The organism is Pseudomonas sp. GXM4 (assembly GCF_008923895.1).
Taxonomy (GTDB): Bacteria; Pseudomonadota; Gammaproteobacteria; order Pseudomonadales; family Pseudomonadaceae; genus Aquipseudomonas; species Aquipseudomonas atacamensis.
The window spans coordinates 1-15801 of the sequence record NZ_WBRZ01000128.1 but is presented as its reverse complement, the minus strand read 5'-3'; the positions used below and the strand labels follow the sequence as shown (position 1 = coordinate 15801).

Here is a 15801-nt window from a genome sequence, read left to right as displayed (position 1 = left end):
CTGGCTCGCCAGCGATGGTGCCGGCGCTAGCAGCCTTTCAGAGCTTGCTTGTGCGCATACATCGCGCCATCCGCATCGGCGAGCAGCCGATCGACGGTTTCGTGGCGCGTGGGGTCGTATTCGATCTGGCCGACGCTGAAACGAATCGCATAACCACGGTGCAGCGTGGCGTTGCGCTCTTCGAGGATTTCCTTGAGCCGGGCCATGATCCGCGTGGTTTCAACGTGGCTGGAGCCGGTCAGCAATGCGACGAACTCATCGCCGCCCAGGCGTCCGACCACGTCGCTTTCACGAAAGGCAATGCGCAACACATCGGCGAAGGTCTTCAGTGCACTGTCGCCTTCGGCATGGCCGTACAGATCGTTGATCTGCTTGAAGTCGTTGAGGTCGAAAAACAGCAGCGTCGCCGGCCGGTTCAGGCGCGCGCAGGCATCCAGTGCATGCTGGGCCAGTTGCTTGAAACCACGGCGATTGGACAGCAGCGTCAACTCATCCATGCTCGCCATCTGCACCGCCATCAACTCTTGCTCGGCCATCTCCGCGAGGTCACGCAGCAGCGCGCGCTCTTCGTCATCAAGATGGCGAGGTTTGGTATCAATCAGGCATAAGGTGCCCATTTTGTTACCGTCCGGCACGGTCAGTGGGTACCCGGCGTAAAAGCGAATATTCGGCGCACCGGTAACCAGCGGATTGTCATGGAAGCGCAGATCTTCCAGCGCATCGGGCACCAGCATCAGCTCGTTCTGCAGAATCGCATGACCGCAGAACGAGACATCGCGGGACGTCTCGCTGACATCCAGACCCACACAGGACTTGAACCACTGGCGATCCGTGTCGACCAGCGTGACCAGGGCGATCGGCACGTTGAACAAGCGCTTGGCCAGCCGAGTCAGACGATCAAAGCGCTCTTCAGGGGCCGAGTCGAGGTTGAGGCCATGCAGCGCGTCGATTCGTGCAGCTTCATTGGCAGGTTTTCCGGGCACCAGCATGCGCACACTCCGTAGACAGTCATGCGTTCAGCGTAGCGCTTAATCGTCGGGGCATCACATTTGCGCCACCGGACACGGCCCGCCGGCATCGGCCCAGAGTTTGAATTGCGCGACGAAAATATCGTGCGGCACTGGCACCGGTGCGCGCCCTGCCCCGGGATTCCAGCCCCAGAGCACCAGTTTGTCTTCGCTGACGTGTTTTAACAGCGCGGCGAAATCCCGGTCGCCATTGCTCGCGCGGTCCTTGATCATCGCGCAGAGCTTGTCCGAGGGCAGGCCGATCCAGGCCATTTTGTGCGCCGCCGGCGGCAGGCTCCAGTGCGGCGCACCCGGCGGCGCGTGAGGGCCGTAACTGGCCGGCGGGTTGCTTTCGGCGTGGCAGGTCGCGCAAGGCAAACCGGCGGCGCCCTTGCCGTCCATGCCGCGCACCACGCTCATCGCGTGGGGGATGCCGGCGTCGAACTGCAACGGCGAATCGCCGGGAATGTGGCAATTCTGGCAGCGCGGGCTCTGAAAGACTTTCTGCACCGTGCCAAAGGCTTTCAGAGCTTCCTGATCCTCGGCAAACAGGTCCGAGGCGTAGCCACCGAGACCGAGCAACACGACGGTGCCCAACACAAGATGTCGTTTCATCTCACACCCCCGACAGTTGCAGTGGCAGTTCGCGCAGGCGTTGCCCGGTCAAGGCGAACACGGCGTTGGCCACGGCCGGCGCGGTCGGTGGCACACCGGGCTCACCGATGCCGCCGGGTTTTTCGCTGCTGGGGACGATATGCACTTCCACCACCGGCATTTCGTTGAGCCGCAACACCTGATAATCGTGATAGTTGGACTGCACGACGCCGCCGTCCTTGACGGTGAGTTTGCTGTGCAAGGCCATGCCGAGACCGAAGGTGATGCACGATTCCATTTGCGCGGCGATGCTCTGCGGATTCACTGCAATGCCGCAGTCCACCGCGCAGACCACCCGATGCACGCGGATCGCCAGATTGTCCTGAGACACCTCCGCCACTTGCGCCACGTAGCTGCCGAACGACTCGTGTACCGCCACGCCCAGAGCATGCCCGTCCGGCAACGGCGCGCCCCAGTTGGCCTTCTCCACCGCCAGATTGAGCACGCCGAGGTGGCGCGGGTGCGCCTTGAGCAGCGTGCGCCGGTACTCCACCGGATCCTTGCCCGCCGCCGTCGCCAGTTCATCGATCAGCGATTCCATGACAAAACCCGTGTGGGTATGGCCCACCGAACGCAGCCACAACACATTGATGCCGGTCTGCGGCGAATGCAGGTCGACCTGATGATGAGGCAGATCCTTGATATACGGACTGTCGGCCACGCCCTCGACCGAGGTGGCATCGATGCCGTTCTTGACCATCGTCGCCTCAAGCATCGTCCCGGCCATGATCGACTGCCCCACCAGCACATGCTGCCAGCTCATCGGCAAACCATCGGCGCCCAGCCCGACCTGCGCCTTGTGCAGGTACATCGAGCGGTAGTAGCCGCCGCGAATGTCATCTTCGCGCGCCCACACGGTTTTCACCGGCAGGCCCGCCGCTTTCGCCACTTGCACGGCTTCGGCGACGAAATCCGAGGTCGGATTGGCGCGGCGACCAAAACCACCGCCGAGGAATTCGGTGTGAATTTCGACCTGCTCGGGCTTGAGCCCGGTAATCTTGCTGGCGACCATTTGGTCCAGCGTCTGAAATTGCGTACCAGTCCAGATCTCGCATTTGCCGGCGCTGATTTTCACCGTGCAATTGAGCGGTTCCATCGGCGCGTGGGCCAGATACGGCACGCTGTATTCGACCTCGATTTTCTTCGCGGCTTTGCCGAAATTGGCCTTGGCGTCCCCCGCCTGAGTGGCGGAAGTGCCCGGCGTCGCCGCCAGTTTGCGGAAACTCTCCAGCAGTTTTTCACTGCTCATGTCGGCCAGCGGCCCCAGGTCCCAATCGACCTTCAGCGCATCACGGCCCAGCTTCGCCGCCCAGAAATGCTCGGCCACCACCGCCACGCCGCTGGGCACCTGCACCACCTTGTGCACGCCGGGAATGGCCAGCGCTGCGGCGCCTTCGAAGGATTTCACCGTGGCACCGAACACCGGCGCGCGGGCGACCATCGCGGTCATCAGGCCCTCGAACTGCACGTCCATGCCGAACCTGGCGCGGCCGGTGATCTTTTCCGGGGTATCGAGGCGCTTGGTCGGTTTGCCGATGACTTTCCAGTCCTTGGCCTCCTTGAAGGTGATGGTTTTCGGATCCGGCACCGGCAGTTGCCCGGCGGCATCGGCCAGTTCGCCGTAGGTCGCGCGTTGATTCCCGGCGATGACCACGCCGGACTCCGTGCGAATCGTCGACGGCGCGACGTTGAAGCGTTTCGCTGCGGCTTCCACGAGCATCTGCCGCGCCGTCGCCCCGGCCAATCGGTAGCGGTCGAATTCCATCCAGGTCGACGTCGAGCCTCCGGTGATCTGCATGCCGCCAAATGCCGGCAAGCCGTAATCGGCCGCCGAGGCTGGCGAGTGCTCAACGCGGATTTTCGACCAGTCGGCATCCAGTTCTTCGGCGATCAGCATGGTCAGGCCGGTCCAGATGCCCTGGCCCATTTCCGAATGACCGAGCAGCACGGTGACGCTGTTGTCCGCCGCAATGCGCAGGAACGCGTTGGGCGCGAAGGTCTTGTTCTGATTTTCTGCCGCCCGGGCAAAGCGATTGGCCCCGGGCATCACGAACGCCACCATCAAGCCGCCGCTTAATAGTGCGCTGCCCTTGAGAAACCCGCGACGCGATACGGGACTGTTCATCGTTCCTCTCCCAGAGAATGACTCAGCCGATTTCGGCGGCGCGTTTGACCGCCGCGCGAATGCGCGGATAGGTGCCGCAGCGGCAGATATTGCCGGAGAGCGCCTGATCGATATTGCTGTCGGTGGGCTTGGGAATTTTCGCCAGCAACGCGGCGGCGGACATGATCTGCCCGGACTGACAGTAACCGCACTGCACCACGTCCAGCTCGGCCCAGGCCTGCTGCACCGGGTGCGAGCCATCACTGGACAAGCCCTCGATGGTGAGGATTTTCTGCCCGTGGGCGACCGCAGTCGCCGGGGTGATACAGGAGCGCAAAGGCGCGCCGTCGACGTGAACGGTGCAGGCGCCGCACTGGGCCATGCCACAGCCGAACTTGGTCCCGGTCAGGTGCGCGACGTCGCGCAGAACCCAGAGCAGCGGCATGTCGGCGGGGACATCGAGCTCCTGATCCTTGCCATTGATATTCAGGGTCAGCATCGGCGGATTTCCTCAGGCTCACGGTGGTGCGAAGGGGCGTCGCTGTGGTCGGAAAAACCTACGGACGCCCGCGCTTATCCCTTTCAGCAAAGCCTAATTTGCGCAGCAAGCCAGACGTTGTGACCAGCGGTCATGCAGACCCCGGCATTGCTCCTACAGTTGATAACGGCTCGCACTGAGTCGTCGTACCTCTGCGCAAACGGTCCGCGTACCTCGCGGTTGTCCATCACAGGTCAGGAGTAACGAATATGGGCTTTGTCACCACTCGAGACGGCGTCGATATCTTCTACAAGGACTGGGGCCCGCGCGACGCGCCGGTGATCCACTTCCACCACGGCTGGCCGCTCAGTTCCGATGACTGGGATGCGCAGATGCTGTTCTTTCTCGCGCAGGGCTTTCGGGTGATTGCCCATGATCGACGTGGACACGGGCGCTCCAGCCAGGTCTGGGATGGCCACGACATGGACCACTACGCCGACGATGTGCTGGCCGTGGTCAATCATCTGGGTACGAGCAACGTGGTGCACGTCGGCCATTCCACCGGCGGCGGCGAAGTGATCCATTACATTGCCCGACATGGTCAGGACAAGGTCAGCAAAGCGGTATTGATCAGCGCCGTACCACCGCTGATGGTGCAAACCGAAAGCAACCCGGGCGGTTTGCCGAAATCGGTGTTCGATGGCTTTCAAGCGCAGTTGGCGGCGAATCGCGCGCAGTTCTATCGCGATGTGCCGAGCGGACCTTTCTACGGCTATAACCGCCCGGGCGCCGAGCCGGCTGAAGGAATTATCGCCAACTGGTGGCGCCAGGGCATGATCGGCGGCGCCAAGGCGCACTACGACGGCATCGTCGCGTTCTCGCAGACCGACTTCACCGAAGACCTGAAAAAAGTCACCGTGCCGGTGCTGGTCATGCACGGCGAGGATGACCAGATCGTGCCCTACGCCAACTCCGCACCGTTATCGGCGAAACTGCTGCCCAACGGCACCCTGAAGTCGTATCCCGGCTTCCCGCATGGCATGCCGACGACGCAGGCTGAAACCATCAATGCGGATTTGTTGGCGTTTATTCGCGGGTAGTCGCCTCAATCAGGATTACCGCGATATCGGCAACACTGATCCCCTGTGGGAGCGGGCTTGCCCGCGAAGGCGTCGCTCCAGTCTAATTATCTGCGAATGACACTCCGCCTTCGCGAGCAGGCTCGCTCCCACAGTTGATATTGGGTATATATCCGCCAAAGACTGGTCGGCTATAAGGCCGCCATCGCTGGCAAGCCAGCCCCCACAGGGATCACGGTAGATCCGCTATTCATTCGTATCTTTGAGATAGCTATCGCGAGCAAGCTCACTCCCACAGAAATTGCAGGCGTGCTGAAGGCTGAATCAATCCCCTACCCCTCTGCCCGCCCTTTGCCTTCACGATCACCACGGTAATGCCTGGCCAGCGGAAAATCCGGCAACCACGATTCACGCCGCACAATCCAGCTCTCATAGGTCGGCTTCAACTGATCCGGCGCATCCAGCGCGCCGAGGTTCACCTCGACCTCATCACCACTGCGATTGAACACCGACGAACCACAGCGCGGGCAAAAGTGCCGCCCTTGATACTCATGGGTTTCACCGCTGATGGTCACCGCGTCCTCAGGAAAAATCGCCGAGGCATGAAACAGCGCACCGTGGATCTTGCGACAGTCCAGGCAATGGCACAGTCCGACCCGGTAAGGCTCGCCAGAGGCTTGAAAACGCACATCGCCGCACAGGCATCCGCCGGTAAATGCAGTCATGGTTCAGCTCCATCGCGCTCGTGGTGTCACGCCCCCAGAGCCTATAACAGTCGGCGCTGCAATGCAGGCGATGTTTCAGATGAAAAAGCTTGATGTGGCGACACTGCAACGGGCATTCGCCGGCCAGAGCTAATACACTCAGGGCGCTGACCTGCCGGGACGATCACGATGAAACACGCCACAGCGAAAAACCCCGAGAAAGCCCCGCGCTTCTGGCGCGACGACGCCCTGCCCTTCATCGAGGCGCGGGCCATCGCGGATGGGCGTGAAGTCTGTTATGCGCGGCATTCCCATGCGCACTTTTCCATCGGCGCAATCACCGCCGGGCGCAGTACCTATGTGCATGAGCAAGCGCAGTATGAAGTGGCGGCCGGCACCGTGGTGCTGATGAATCCCGGCGATGTGCACGCCTGCAATCCGATCGATGATCAGCCTTGGTCGTATGTGATGTTGTATGTCGAAACGCCGTGGCTGACGGATTTGCAGCATCAACTGGGGTTTGCTGGGGAGCTGGAATTCCGGCGATTTTCCGACACGCATCTGGCTGATGCCGAGCTGTTCGGCAAGTTGATGGGGTTGTATGAGGTTTTGCTCGACGACCAAATGGAGGCACTGGCGAAACACAGCGCGGCGGTTGAGTTTTTCAGTGATTTGCAGGTCCGCCTGAATCCGGCGGATGAGCCCGTCGATGAGCCGAATTTCAAGCTGGAGCGCGCCGCTGATTTCATCCGTGGACATTGCACCGAAGTACTGAGCCTCGAGGCAATTTGCGCGGCGGCGCGGCTATCGCCGTCATACCTGATTCGTGCGTTCAAACAGCGCTACGGGATGACGCCCCATGCCTTCCTGGTCAACCAGCGCATCCAGTTCGCCCGCGAGCGCTTGCGCAGCGGCCAATTGATTGCCGATGTCGCGCTCCAGGCCGGGTTTGCCGATCAGGCGCATTTTCAGCGAGCGTTCAAACAACATCTGGCGGCAACGCCGGGGCAGTATCGCGGCTGACTTTTATCTCCCGTACATGCAAACCCCTGCACTCGTCAGCTCCTACAGCAAATCAGGTGATCAGCAGATAACCCGCACTCACCGCCAGCAACAACGCCATCAACCGATTGAACCAGCGCATCCCCGCTGCATTGCTCAGATACCCGCGCAAGAACGTCCCGGCATACGCCCAGCAGCCCACCGACACATAGCAGATCACCAGATACACCGCCGCAAATTGCCAGACCAGCCGCGCCTCGCCGTCGGCGACAAATGCGCCCATGCCGGCCACGCATGCCAGCCAGGCCTTGGGGTTGAGCCATTGCATCACCGCGCCATAGAGCATCGACGGTGCGCGGCCGGATTCGCTGGTGTTCAACTGGCCGTCATCGCTGGCCAGTTTCCAGGCCATGAACAACAGAAACGCCACCCCGGCCCATTGCACCACGCGGGTCATGAATGGCCACAACTGCAAGACCTCATGCAGGCCCAGGCCCATCAGCACCAGCAACAGCACAAACCCCAGCGTCGCCCCGGCGACATGCCGCTGACTGGCGCGGAAACCGTACTGCGCGCCTGAACTCAAGGCGACGATATTGACCGGCCCGGGGGTGATGGATGCGGCGAGGGCAAACGCCGCCATGGAAAGAATCAGACTCATTGCACACCTGCTTCAAACGAGGAACGAGGTGGCTACGGTAGCGAGCGGGGGATTTGCGGTATTGAAGAAAATGACCCTGAGGCTGCGAATCTGATCGTTCCCACGCTCTGCGTGGGAATGCAGCCCGGGACGCTCTGCGTCCCATTCAGAGCGTGGGAACGATCGAAACCTACAAGGGGCACTCAGGCCAGGCGCGGCACGGTGAAGCGGAATTCGCTGCCCTGCCCCGGCTCGCTCTCGGCGACGATCTGGCCGCCATGGGCTTCGACGATGCCTTGAGTGATGTACAAACCCAGGCCCGTTCCGGTCGGGTTGCCTTCCTTCATCGTCCAATAACGATCAAACACATGCGGCAAGTGCTCCTTGGGAATGCCTTCGCCACTGTCACGCACGATAAACACGATCTCGTCGCCCACCGATTTAGCGTGCACGCCCACGGTGCCCATGCGCGGGGTGAACTTGATGGCGTTGCCCACCAGGTTCGACAGCACCTGAAACAGCCGCTCGGGGTCGGCGTGGATGCGCAGGTCAGGATCGGCCTGGAAGGAAATGCTGATGTCCTTGTCATGGGCCAGAGGCGACAGCAACGCTTGGGCCTCTTCAAAGATGTGCCCGACCACCAGCGCCTGCGGAGTGATGGAGTAACGTCCGGCATCGATTTTCGAGGTATCGAGCAGGTCCTCCAGCAGCGTATTCATCCGCGCCGTGGCCTGCTGCATGGTGTCGATCGCCGTGGAAATCCGCCGCGAAGTGTGCGCGCCCTCCGAGCTAAAGGCTTTCTGCATCATGCCGCAGAGCATCGAAATCACCGTCATCGGGTTGCGCAGGTCATGGGAAACCACCGCTACCAGATCATCGCGCGCCTGCACCGCCGCCTGCTCACGACGTACCTGACGGGCCAGATCGTTTTCCAGCGCCGAACGGCGCAGGTCATTGGCGGCGAACCGGTCACCGTGGCTCCACTTGGTGGAGATCCCGGCCATCTCGACCTTCCAGATCTCGAACGAGGTACGCGGACGCAGGCGCATCCCGGCGTCGGAGTTTTCCAGATCCAGCGGCTTGCGCGGGTCACCGCTCCAATTGATGTTTTCCTTCACTTCCGGACGGAACCACAGCACGCCGTTGTCCACCGGTTTCGGCAGGCTCATGGCAAGCACACCACTGGCTACCGACTGATACTGCGCCGCAGGTGGGTAAACGCTGGACAGGTGATGGCTGGCGAACACCGGCTCGCCGCGCGCCTGCAACCACTTGTGCAGCGCGCGAATTTCTTCCGGTTCAGGGCAGTTGCCGTAACGGTGCAACTGCTTGTCTTCGATGATCGCGATGCCGCCGGCATTGACCAGAGCCATCAATGTTGCAGGCTGCTGGGCGAGGCCGTCGAAGACGTTTTGCGGCGAATCGACCATCGCCTGATTGAGCCGCGCCAGCGCTTCGACCTTCTCTTCACGCTGGCGGGTCAACTCAAGGGTTTCCATGGCGCTGATCTGCAATGACAAGACCTGACCGATGGTCTGACAAGCCATGCGCAATTCATGCGGCACGTGCAGCGGCTGGCGATTGCCGCAGCTGATCAGGCCCCAGAGCTTGTCGCCCTTGAGCAGGGAAATGCTCATCGACGACAGCACGCCCATGTTCTTCATGTACTGGCAGTGAATCGGCGAGACGCTGCGCAGCGTGGCGAAACTGAGGTCCAGCGGCGTCTGCGTGTCCGGGCGCAGCTTCGGCACCAGTGGCACCGGCTGATAATCGGCGTTGGGGATGATCCGCAGCCAATTGGTGCGGTACAGCTCGCGCGCCTGCTCGGGAATGTCCGAAGCCGGGAAGAACAGGCCGTTGAACACTTCCATCGATGGATCGGACGCTTCGGCGATGACCTGACCGTGGCCCTCCTCCTCGAAGCGATAGATCAGCACCCGGTCGTAACCGGTCATCGCCTGGATTTCCTTGACGCTGATGTCGTACAGGGCCTGCAGCGTGGTCGCCGCTTGCAGGCGCTGGAGCATGCGGCCCAAGTGGGTATTGATCCCGGCGACGTTGCGCGGCTGGAAATTCTTCACGTGAATTTCCAGTTCGAGAATCAGCACGCCCTGATGGCGGTGCAGCAAACCTTCGAATTCAGTGCCGTTAAGCTCGAAACGCAGGGGCGCCGCCTCGGAGAACGTCGCCTGTTGCAAGGCTTGCAGCACTTGCGCGGTGTGTTCGGCGCCGATCAGACTGTGCAGCGGCTGGCCGATCAAGGATTCGGGCGCGCGGACCAGCAGGGTTGCGACGTTGGCGCTGACCTGAATGATCTGCAGCGCAGGCTCGGTCAGGGTCAGCAGCAGGCCATGGGGCTGGATCGCGCCAGGAAAGCGGATCGGCTCGTCGGCACAGTTGGCCAGCAGTTCTTCAAAGGCTTGTGGGTCTTGCGGGTTCATGCCAGTACCTCCTGGCGCTCGAGCCACTGCTCGAAACAGCTGAATGTGGTTTGTGCTGCGCTGACCACGGCCGCGCGTTCGCTGGCCGCCATGGGCCGGTTGCTCAGGTATTCGATGAACTCGCGCCAGCGCCGCCCGGTGGCCGCGCCGTAGACATCGAGGAAGGCAGCGCCATTGTCGGCGTCCAGATTCAGCCGCGCGGCGATCTCCCGACGCAGGATCTGCCCGCCGAGAGTCGCGCCTTCGAGTACGTACAAAACGCCGAGACTAGCGGCGCTGGAGTCAATGACTGGCAGATCTTCACACAGCGGCAAATCATCAGCGGTTGCCCCCAGTGCGCGCAGGTCGGCGCGCAGGGTGTCAGCCTTCAGACGAGGCAGCAGATTGAAATCGTCCGGGACCGCGCCACTGGCGAGCAAAGCCTGTTCGAGTGGCTGATAGAACCCGTAATAGGCCTGCATCAAGCGCTCGAAAGCGGGGGTATCGAGGGTGTCGGAGAAAAAAGGAAGGCGTTTTTCCAGTGCGATGTGCAGTTCGGCTGTGCCGGCCCGCAGATCTTGCAGCACCGGTGGCACATAAACCTCACGGGCCTTTGCTTGCATGTAGATCGCTCTTGGTGGGACCCGGCAGGGGCCATTCTGGGTGGGCTCGACGTGGGGGGAATTTATCACGCCACGCAGCTTTTTCTGCCTGCCGAAGCGTTTTTTCTGTCGAACTGCGACCCTATGACAGGTTCAGAGTGGCGCCGGATCAGAAAAGTTCGACCGACGCCATTATCCTGCCACTGCTGACCACCTCAATCAGCGCCGTCGTTCTGCACCGATGGATCGCCGTTGGCCGGTACGCTGCTGTCGGCAACGGGTTTCGAAGGATTGTTTTTTTCGGCGCCGGGATAACCGGGCAGACCGCGAGTATCGTCCGGCGTCATGACATCCTCGTTATCGCGGCTGACATCCCAGTCGGTGGTGGCGTTGGGGTCTTCATCGCGCCCGGCCGTGCCGATGGCGAAGCCGTCGTCGTTGGGATTGACGGTTTGGTTAAGCGCTTTGTCATTGCTGGATGGGTTGCTCATGTGTGCCTCCAGAACACGTTGATCGGACTTATTTGGAAACGCCCTGGCCGCTCAAGTGCAATGGACAAGACCAACGGTGCACTCGCGGGGCACTGGTCGCCTGGCGTGAACCACCGCAACGGCGCACGGTTCTCAAGAGAACCACTTGCTCGAGCACCGTCATGAGCCACCCGCGATTCGGCATTGAGGAAGAGTACTTTCTCACTGACCTGCAGAGCCTGCGCATGGTCGGCAGTCCGCCGCCACAGGCCATCGAGGCTTGCCGGGCGGCGCTGGGTGTGTGGTTTGCCACGGAGATGTTTCAGGGGCAGATCGAAGTGGCTTCGCCGGTATTCAGCGATTTCGCGCACGCCAGTGATTTTCTGCGTGGCAGCCGTCAGGCCTTGCGCGCGGCCCTGGAGACATTTGCTCTGGGCGTGCTCAGCGCCGGCAGTCATCCGCTGTCCGACTGGCGCGAGCAGGTTCCGACCGACGAGGAACATTTCCATCATCTGTTCGAGCGCTACGGCCATGTTGCCCGCCGCAGCGTGCTGTCGGGCCTGCATGTGCACGTCGAGGTGGCAGAGCCGCTGGATCGCATTGCGGTGATGAACGAAGTGCTGCCCTGGACGCCGCTGCTGTTGGCGCTGAGCTGTTCGTCGCCGATCTGGGATGGCGCCGCCAGCGGCTTCATGAGCTATCGGCAGACCGCGTGTGACGAGTGGCCACGCATGGGCATCCCGCCGCGGTTCGCCGATCAGCGCCATTACGACGAGCACTTGGCGTTTCTCACGCGCATCGGCGCGATCAGCCAGCCCGGCGAGTGCTGGTGGGGGATGCGCCCGGCGGCGCGTTTTCCGACCCTGGAACTGCGCATGACCGACGCTTGCCCTCGGGTCGATGATGCGCTGACCCTTGCGGCGTTTTTCCGCGTATTGGTGGCTCATGCCAGTGCGCAGCGGCGGCCCGGTTTGCTGTACGACCAGACCGCGCGTTCGATGCTGGAGGAAAATCGCTGGCGCGCCAAACATCAGGGGATTCATGCGCGCTTTTTGGTCGAAGGCATCGACGGCGACTGTTCGCTCGCGCAGTGGCTGGAGCTGGCCGAGCAGCGCTTTGCCGAGACGGCGCAGACACTGGGCGCGGCGCAGTTGTTCGAGCGTGCCCGGGCGATCATCGACAGCGGCACCAGCGCCGATCGGCAACTGGCGCTGTTCAATCTGGCGTCTGAACAAGCGCAAAACGGCCGTTCGGCCCTCGGGCAAGTGGCCGAGCAGCTGCTTCAGGAAACCGCTGGCTGATCGCTCTCGGACGGGCCTTTGAGTTCGACCTGATTGCCGTCCGGGTCAAAGCAGTACAGCGACAAGCCGTAACCCTCGGCGCCGAAACGCCTGGCGGCTTGTTCAACGGTCAGCCCGAAGGATTGCAGGTGAGCGATGAGCGCGGCTTCATCGAACGGTTCGATGCGCAGGCAGAAGTGGTCGACATTGCGTCGCTGCGCCTGCGCCGCGCCACCGCCCTTGCGCCCGAGTTCGCCCGCCAAATCGACGAGATCGATCATCGACGTGCCAGCGCGCAAATGCACCAGCCCCAGCGGCTGGTTATGCCTGACCACTTCGGCGCCGAACACCTTGGCGTAGAAATCGATGCTGCGTTGCAGGTCGGCGACGCGCAGAACGATGTGATCGATGCGCTGAATGGAAAACGGATGCATGGGTTGGCTTCCTCGAAAGCGGCGACCCGCCCATTGTGCTGCACAAGGGAAAAAATTCACTGTCGATTTTTCGGTGGAGCCATCGACAAAGCGGATTTACTCTCTGGCCATGAACATACCAGCCGCTGTCCTGCCGCCCCACGCCGAAATGGTTCGCGCCATGCTCGAGCGCGACACTGCCTATGAAGGCGTGTTCTTCACCGCCGTGAAAACCACCGGGATCTTTTGCCGCCCCAGTTGCACGGCGCGCAAGCCGAAACCGGAAAACGTCGAATTCTTCGCCCACGCCGACGAATGCCTGTGCGCCGGCTACCGCGCCTGCCTGCGCTGCAAACCGCTGGACGCAGCGGCCATCGCCCCGGACTGGGTGCAGCGCCTGCTCAATGCGGTGGACGCCGATCCCGAACGGCGCTGGAGCGATGCGCAATTGCTCGCCGAGGGCATCGAACCGCTGAAGCTGCGACGCTGGTTCAAGCAGCACTTCGGCATGACCTTCCACGCCTGGCTGCGCACACGTCGCCTTGGCATGGCTCTGGGCGGAATCAGGCAAGGCACTTCGATCGATCACGCCGCGTTCGACTCCGGCTATGAATCGCTCAGTGGTTTTCGCGACGCGTTTCAGAAGTCCTTCCATATCACCCCGGGCCGCGCGGCCAATAGTGAACCGTTGCTGTTCACCCGCCTGACCACGCCGCTGGGGCCGATGATCGCCATGGCCGAGCGCCGTGGGCTGGTGTTGTTGGAATTTCTCGATCGCCCGGCGCTGACCCGTGAAGTCGAAGCGCTGCAGAACCGTTATGGCTACGCGGTTGCGCCGGGTCACAACACCCACTTGCAGCAGATCGAGGTGCAACTGGCGGATTACTTTGCCGGCAAACTCACTCAGTTCAGCGTGCCGCTGCACCTGCCCGGCAGCGCTTTCGCCCGTGAGGTGTGGGCGGCGCTGCTGCAAATTCCCTACGGCCACACCAGCACGTACGGCGCCATCGCGGCAGGCCTGGGCAAACCCGGCGCCAGCCGTGCCGTCGGGCTGGCCAACGGGCACAATCGGCTGTCGATCGTGGTGCCGTGCCACCGAGTGATCGGCGCAGACGGTTCGCTGACCGGTTATGGTGGCGGACAACCGCGCAAGGCGTTCCTGCTCAGGCTGGAAAACGCCGCGCTGCAAATGACTCAACAATTGGCTTTTTGAGCCATGCAATCCAACACGCAAGTAGGGATTTCGATGGGTATGTCCGAATCACCGCAACATGGCTGACATGTATGAGATGGCCAGCGCTTTTCTGGCCGCGATAGACACTGACTGGCAGCGCCATATCAGCGCCGTCGGCCCGTGCCTGCATCAACCACATCCAGCGCGCGACCCGTATGAATCGCTAGTACGGGCGATTGCCTATCAGCAACTGCACGCCAAGGCCGGCGATGCGATCCTTGGGCGTTTAGTGGGGTTGTTTCCCGGTCAGGTGTTTCCACGCCCTGAGCAGATTCTCGCGACTGAGGTCGAGCGACTGCGTGCTTGTGGCTTTTCAGCGAGCAAGATTGCGACGATTCAAGGGATCGCCCAGGCGACGCTGGACGGCGTGGTGCCGGATTACCCGACTGCACGGGCGATGGACGATGAAACCCTGATCGAACGCCTGACCAGTTTGCGCGGTGTCGGCCGCTGGACCGTGGAGATGCTGTTGATCTACAGCCTCGAACGCATGGACATCCTGCCGGCGGATGATTTTGGCGTGCGTGAGGGATATCGGCGCTTGAAGGGACTGGAGGTGCAGCCGACGCGCAAACAGATGATCGAGATTGGCCAGGCGTGGAAGCCTTATCGGACGGTCGCGGCCTGGTATCTGTGGCGCGTGGCCAAGGCTTAGACCGCGTTATCGTTCTTCGCGAGCAGGCTCGCTCCCACACTGAATCAGCGTTCGGCGCTCTGTTTCCGCGCTTCTGGGGTGAGGGGGAAATCGAACTGGCGCTGCAAATCTTCCGCCTTGAGAATCTCGAATAACGCCTGCGCCGCCGCCGACAGTTCATTGCCCGGCTCGGTCAACACGCCAATCGCCCGCTCCACAGAATCATTCAAGGTCAGGCAATGCGCGCCCAGCTCACGCATTTGCCCCGCGCACAATGCCGGCACCGCGCTGACCCCAAGCCCGCTGGCAACCATTCGCCCGACCGTCGCCAATTGATGGCTCTCGAATTCCACCGGCAACTTCATTCCGCGCGCCTGCAAATGCTCTTCCAGCATCACCCGCACCGTTGATGGCCGCTGCAGGGTGATGAACGGTTCCTGCAGCAAAGTCTGCCAATCGATGTCGGCGCGACCGGCCAGCGCTGAATCGGCCGGCACCACGGCGACAAAGCGATCGACATACAAAGGGGTGAATGTCATCGACGTGCTCTGCATCGGCGCGAACGCCACACCGAGTTCAACCTGACGATCGCGGACCATTTCCAGCACTTGCTCGTTGATCACGTCGTTGACCGTGACGTTGACGTTCGGATAACGCGCGCGGAAGCTCTTGAGAATCGGCGGCAGCAGATTGCCGGCAAACGACGGCATCGCCGCCAGCGTCACACGTCCGCGCTGAAGGCTGAAACGCTGGCGCATCTCGTCTTCGGCGTTGTCCCAATCGGCGATCAAGCGGCGCGCCAGCGGCAGCAGGGACTCGCCTTCCGGGGTCAACGCAACGTTGCGCGTGTTACGGCTGAATAAACGCCCGCCAAGGCCCTCTTCCAGCGCCTTGATGGTCAGGCTCAGCGCTGACTGCGACAGGTGCAGACGCTCGCAGGCCACAGCGAAACTGAGGCTGTGAGCCACGGCGAGAAAGGCACGGATCTGTTTGATGGTCATGTCGCTTTGCTCCAGTTGCAAGCTGCAAGCGTCAAGCTGCAAGCCGTGATGCGATGGCCCTGATCGTTCCCACGCTCCT

General features: G+C 61.9%; 16 protein-coding genes and 1 pseudogene. 6 read left to right on the top strand and 11 right to left on the bottom strand.

The window, feature by feature from the left end:
- Positions 1–26: 26 nt before the first annotated feature.
- Genes F8N49_RS16560 through F8N49_RS16545 form a run of 4 tightly spaced genes read right to left on the bottom strand, consistent with a single transcriptional unit; the run spans position 27 to position 4264 of the window.
- The gene (locus F8N49_RS16560; protein ID WP_071171843.1) at positions 27–989 is read right to left on the bottom strand and encodes a sensor domain-containing diguanylate cyclase; all 963 of its coding nucleotides are present in this window, start codon (positions 987–989) and stop codon (positions 27–29) included.
- A gap of 54 nt (positions 990–1043) precedes the next feature.
- Positions 1044–1622, bottom strand: coding sequence for a hypothetical protein (locus F8N49_RS16555; protein ID WP_071171842.1), 579 nt, complete (start codon positions 1620–1622; stop codon positions 1044–1046).
- Position 1623: 1 nt separating this feature from the next.
- Positions 1624–3786 carry a xanthine dehydrogenase family protein molybdopterin-binding subunit gene (locus F8N49_RS16550; RefSeq protein WP_071171841.1) on the bottom strand — a complete coding sequence of 721 codons (2163 nt, stop codon included), beginning with the start codon at positions 3784–3786 and terminating at the stop codon, positions 1624–1626.
- Positions 3787–3808: 22 nt separating this feature from the next.
- On the bottom strand, positions 3809–4264 hold the full coding sequence (locus F8N49_RS16545; protein ID WP_151551924.1) for a (2Fe-2S)-binding protein: 456 nt from the start codon (positions 4262–4264) through the stop codon (positions 3809–3811).
- A gap of 248 nt (positions 4265–4512) precedes the next feature.
- Here F8N49_RS16545 and F8N49_RS16540 point away from each other — a divergent pair, with 248 nt between their 5' ends.
- Complete coding sequence (locus F8N49_RS16540) at positions 4513–5343, top strand: alpha/beta fold hydrolase (RefSeq protein ID WP_122746957.1); 831 nt, start codon at positions 4513–4515, stop codon at positions 5341–5343.
- Between the two features lie 311 nt (positions 5344–5654).
- Here the strand turns inward: F8N49_RS16540 and F8N49_RS16535 are convergent, their stop codons facing one another.
- A complete protein-coding gene (locus F8N49_RS16535) occupies positions 5655–6047 on the bottom strand; it encodes a GFA family protein (protein WP_122880104.1) in 393 nt (130 codons plus the stop codon).
- A 55-nt stretch (positions 6048–6102) separates the two neighbouring features.
- Here F8N49_RS16535 and F8N49_RS16530 point away from each other — a divergent pair.
- Positions 6103–6180 (top strand): annotated as a pseudogene (locus F8N49_RS16530) (VOC family protein); the annotation flags it as partial.
- A 35-nt stretch (positions 6181–6215) separates the two neighbouring features.
- Complete coding sequence (locus F8N49_RS16525; RefSeq protein WP_151551923.1) at positions 6216–7049, top strand: AraC family transcriptional regulator; 834 nt, start codon at positions 6216–6218, stop codon at positions 7047–7049.
- Positions 7050–7101: 52 nt separating this feature from the next.
- On the opposite strand, the gene F8N49_RS16520 is transcribed toward F8N49_RS16525, so the two are convergent.
- From F8N49_RS16520 to F8N49_RS16505, 4 genes are all read right to left on the bottom strand, one after another.
- Positions 7102–7689: a LysE family translocator gene (locus tag F8N49_RS16520; RefSeq protein WP_073475320.1), complete on the bottom strand. Its 588-nt coding sequence runs from the start codon at positions 7687–7689 to the stop codon at positions 7102–7104.
- 182 nt (positions 7690–7871) lie between these two features.
- Positions 7872–10109 carry an ATP-binding protein gene (locus F8N49_RS16515; RefSeq protein ID WP_151551922.1) on the bottom strand — a complete coding sequence of 746 codons (2238 nt, stop codon included), beginning with the start codon at positions 10107–10109 and terminating at the stop codon, positions 7872–7874.
- Positions 10106–10711 carry a biliverdin-producing heme oxygenase gene (locus tag F8N49_RS16510; protein WP_071171835.1) on the bottom strand — a complete coding sequence of 202 codons (606 nt, stop codon included), beginning with the start codon at positions 10709–10711 and terminating at the stop codon, positions 10106–10108. Before F8N49_RS16510 ends, F8N49_RS16515 begins: the two co-directional genes overlap by 4 nt.
- A 194-nt stretch (positions 10712–10905) precedes the next feature.
- Positions 10906–11181 carry a hypothetical protein gene (locus tag F8N49_RS16505; protein WP_122746962.1) on the bottom strand — a complete coding sequence of 92 codons (276 nt, stop codon included), beginning with the start codon at positions 11179–11181 and terminating at the stop codon, positions 10906–10908.
- Positions 11182–11342: 161 nt separating this feature from the next.
- Between F8N49_RS16505 and F8N49_RS16500 the strand changes: the two genes are divergently transcribed.
- A complete protein-coding gene (locus F8N49_RS16500; protein WP_151551921.1) occupies positions 11343–12461 on the top strand; it encodes a carboxylate-amine ligase in 1119 nt (372 codons plus the stop codon).
- Here the strand turns inward: F8N49_RS16500 and F8N49_RS16495 are convergent.
- Positions 12443–12874, bottom strand: a complete 432-nt coding sequence (locus F8N49_RS16495) for a VOC family protein (RefSeq protein WP_151551920.1) — start codon at positions 12872–12874, stop codon at positions 12443–12445. The two genes, F8N49_RS16500 and F8N49_RS16495, sit on opposite strands and share 19 nt — an antisense overlap.
- A gap of 109 nt (positions 12875–12983) precedes the next feature.
- On the opposite strand from F8N49_RS16495, the gene F8N49_RS16490 reads away from it, so the two are divergent.
- Together F8N49_RS16490 and F8N49_RS16485 are read left to right on the top strand one after the other, a co-directional pair.
- On the top strand, positions 12984–14066 hold the full coding sequence (locus F8N49_RS16490; protein ID WP_151551919.1) for a bifunctional transcriptional activator/DNA repair enzyme AdaA: 1083 nt from the start codon (positions 12984–12986) through the stop codon (positions 14064–14066).
- A 58-nt stretch (positions 14067–14124) separates the two neighbouring features.
- Positions 14125–14742: a DNA-3-methyladenine glycosylase gene (locus tag F8N49_RS16485; RefSeq protein ID WP_151551918.1), complete on the top strand. Its 618-nt coding sequence runs from the start codon at positions 14125–14127 to the stop codon at positions 14740–14742.
- 44 nt (positions 14743–14786) lie between these two features.
- Here F8N49_RS16485 and F8N49_RS16480 read toward each other — a convergent pair whose 3' ends face one another.
- A complete protein-coding gene (locus F8N49_RS16480) occupies positions 14787–15722 on the bottom strand; it encodes a LysR family transcriptional regulator (RefSeq protein WP_110645842.1) in 936 nt (311 codons plus the stop codon).
- Positions 15723–15801 lie beyond the last annotated feature (79 nt).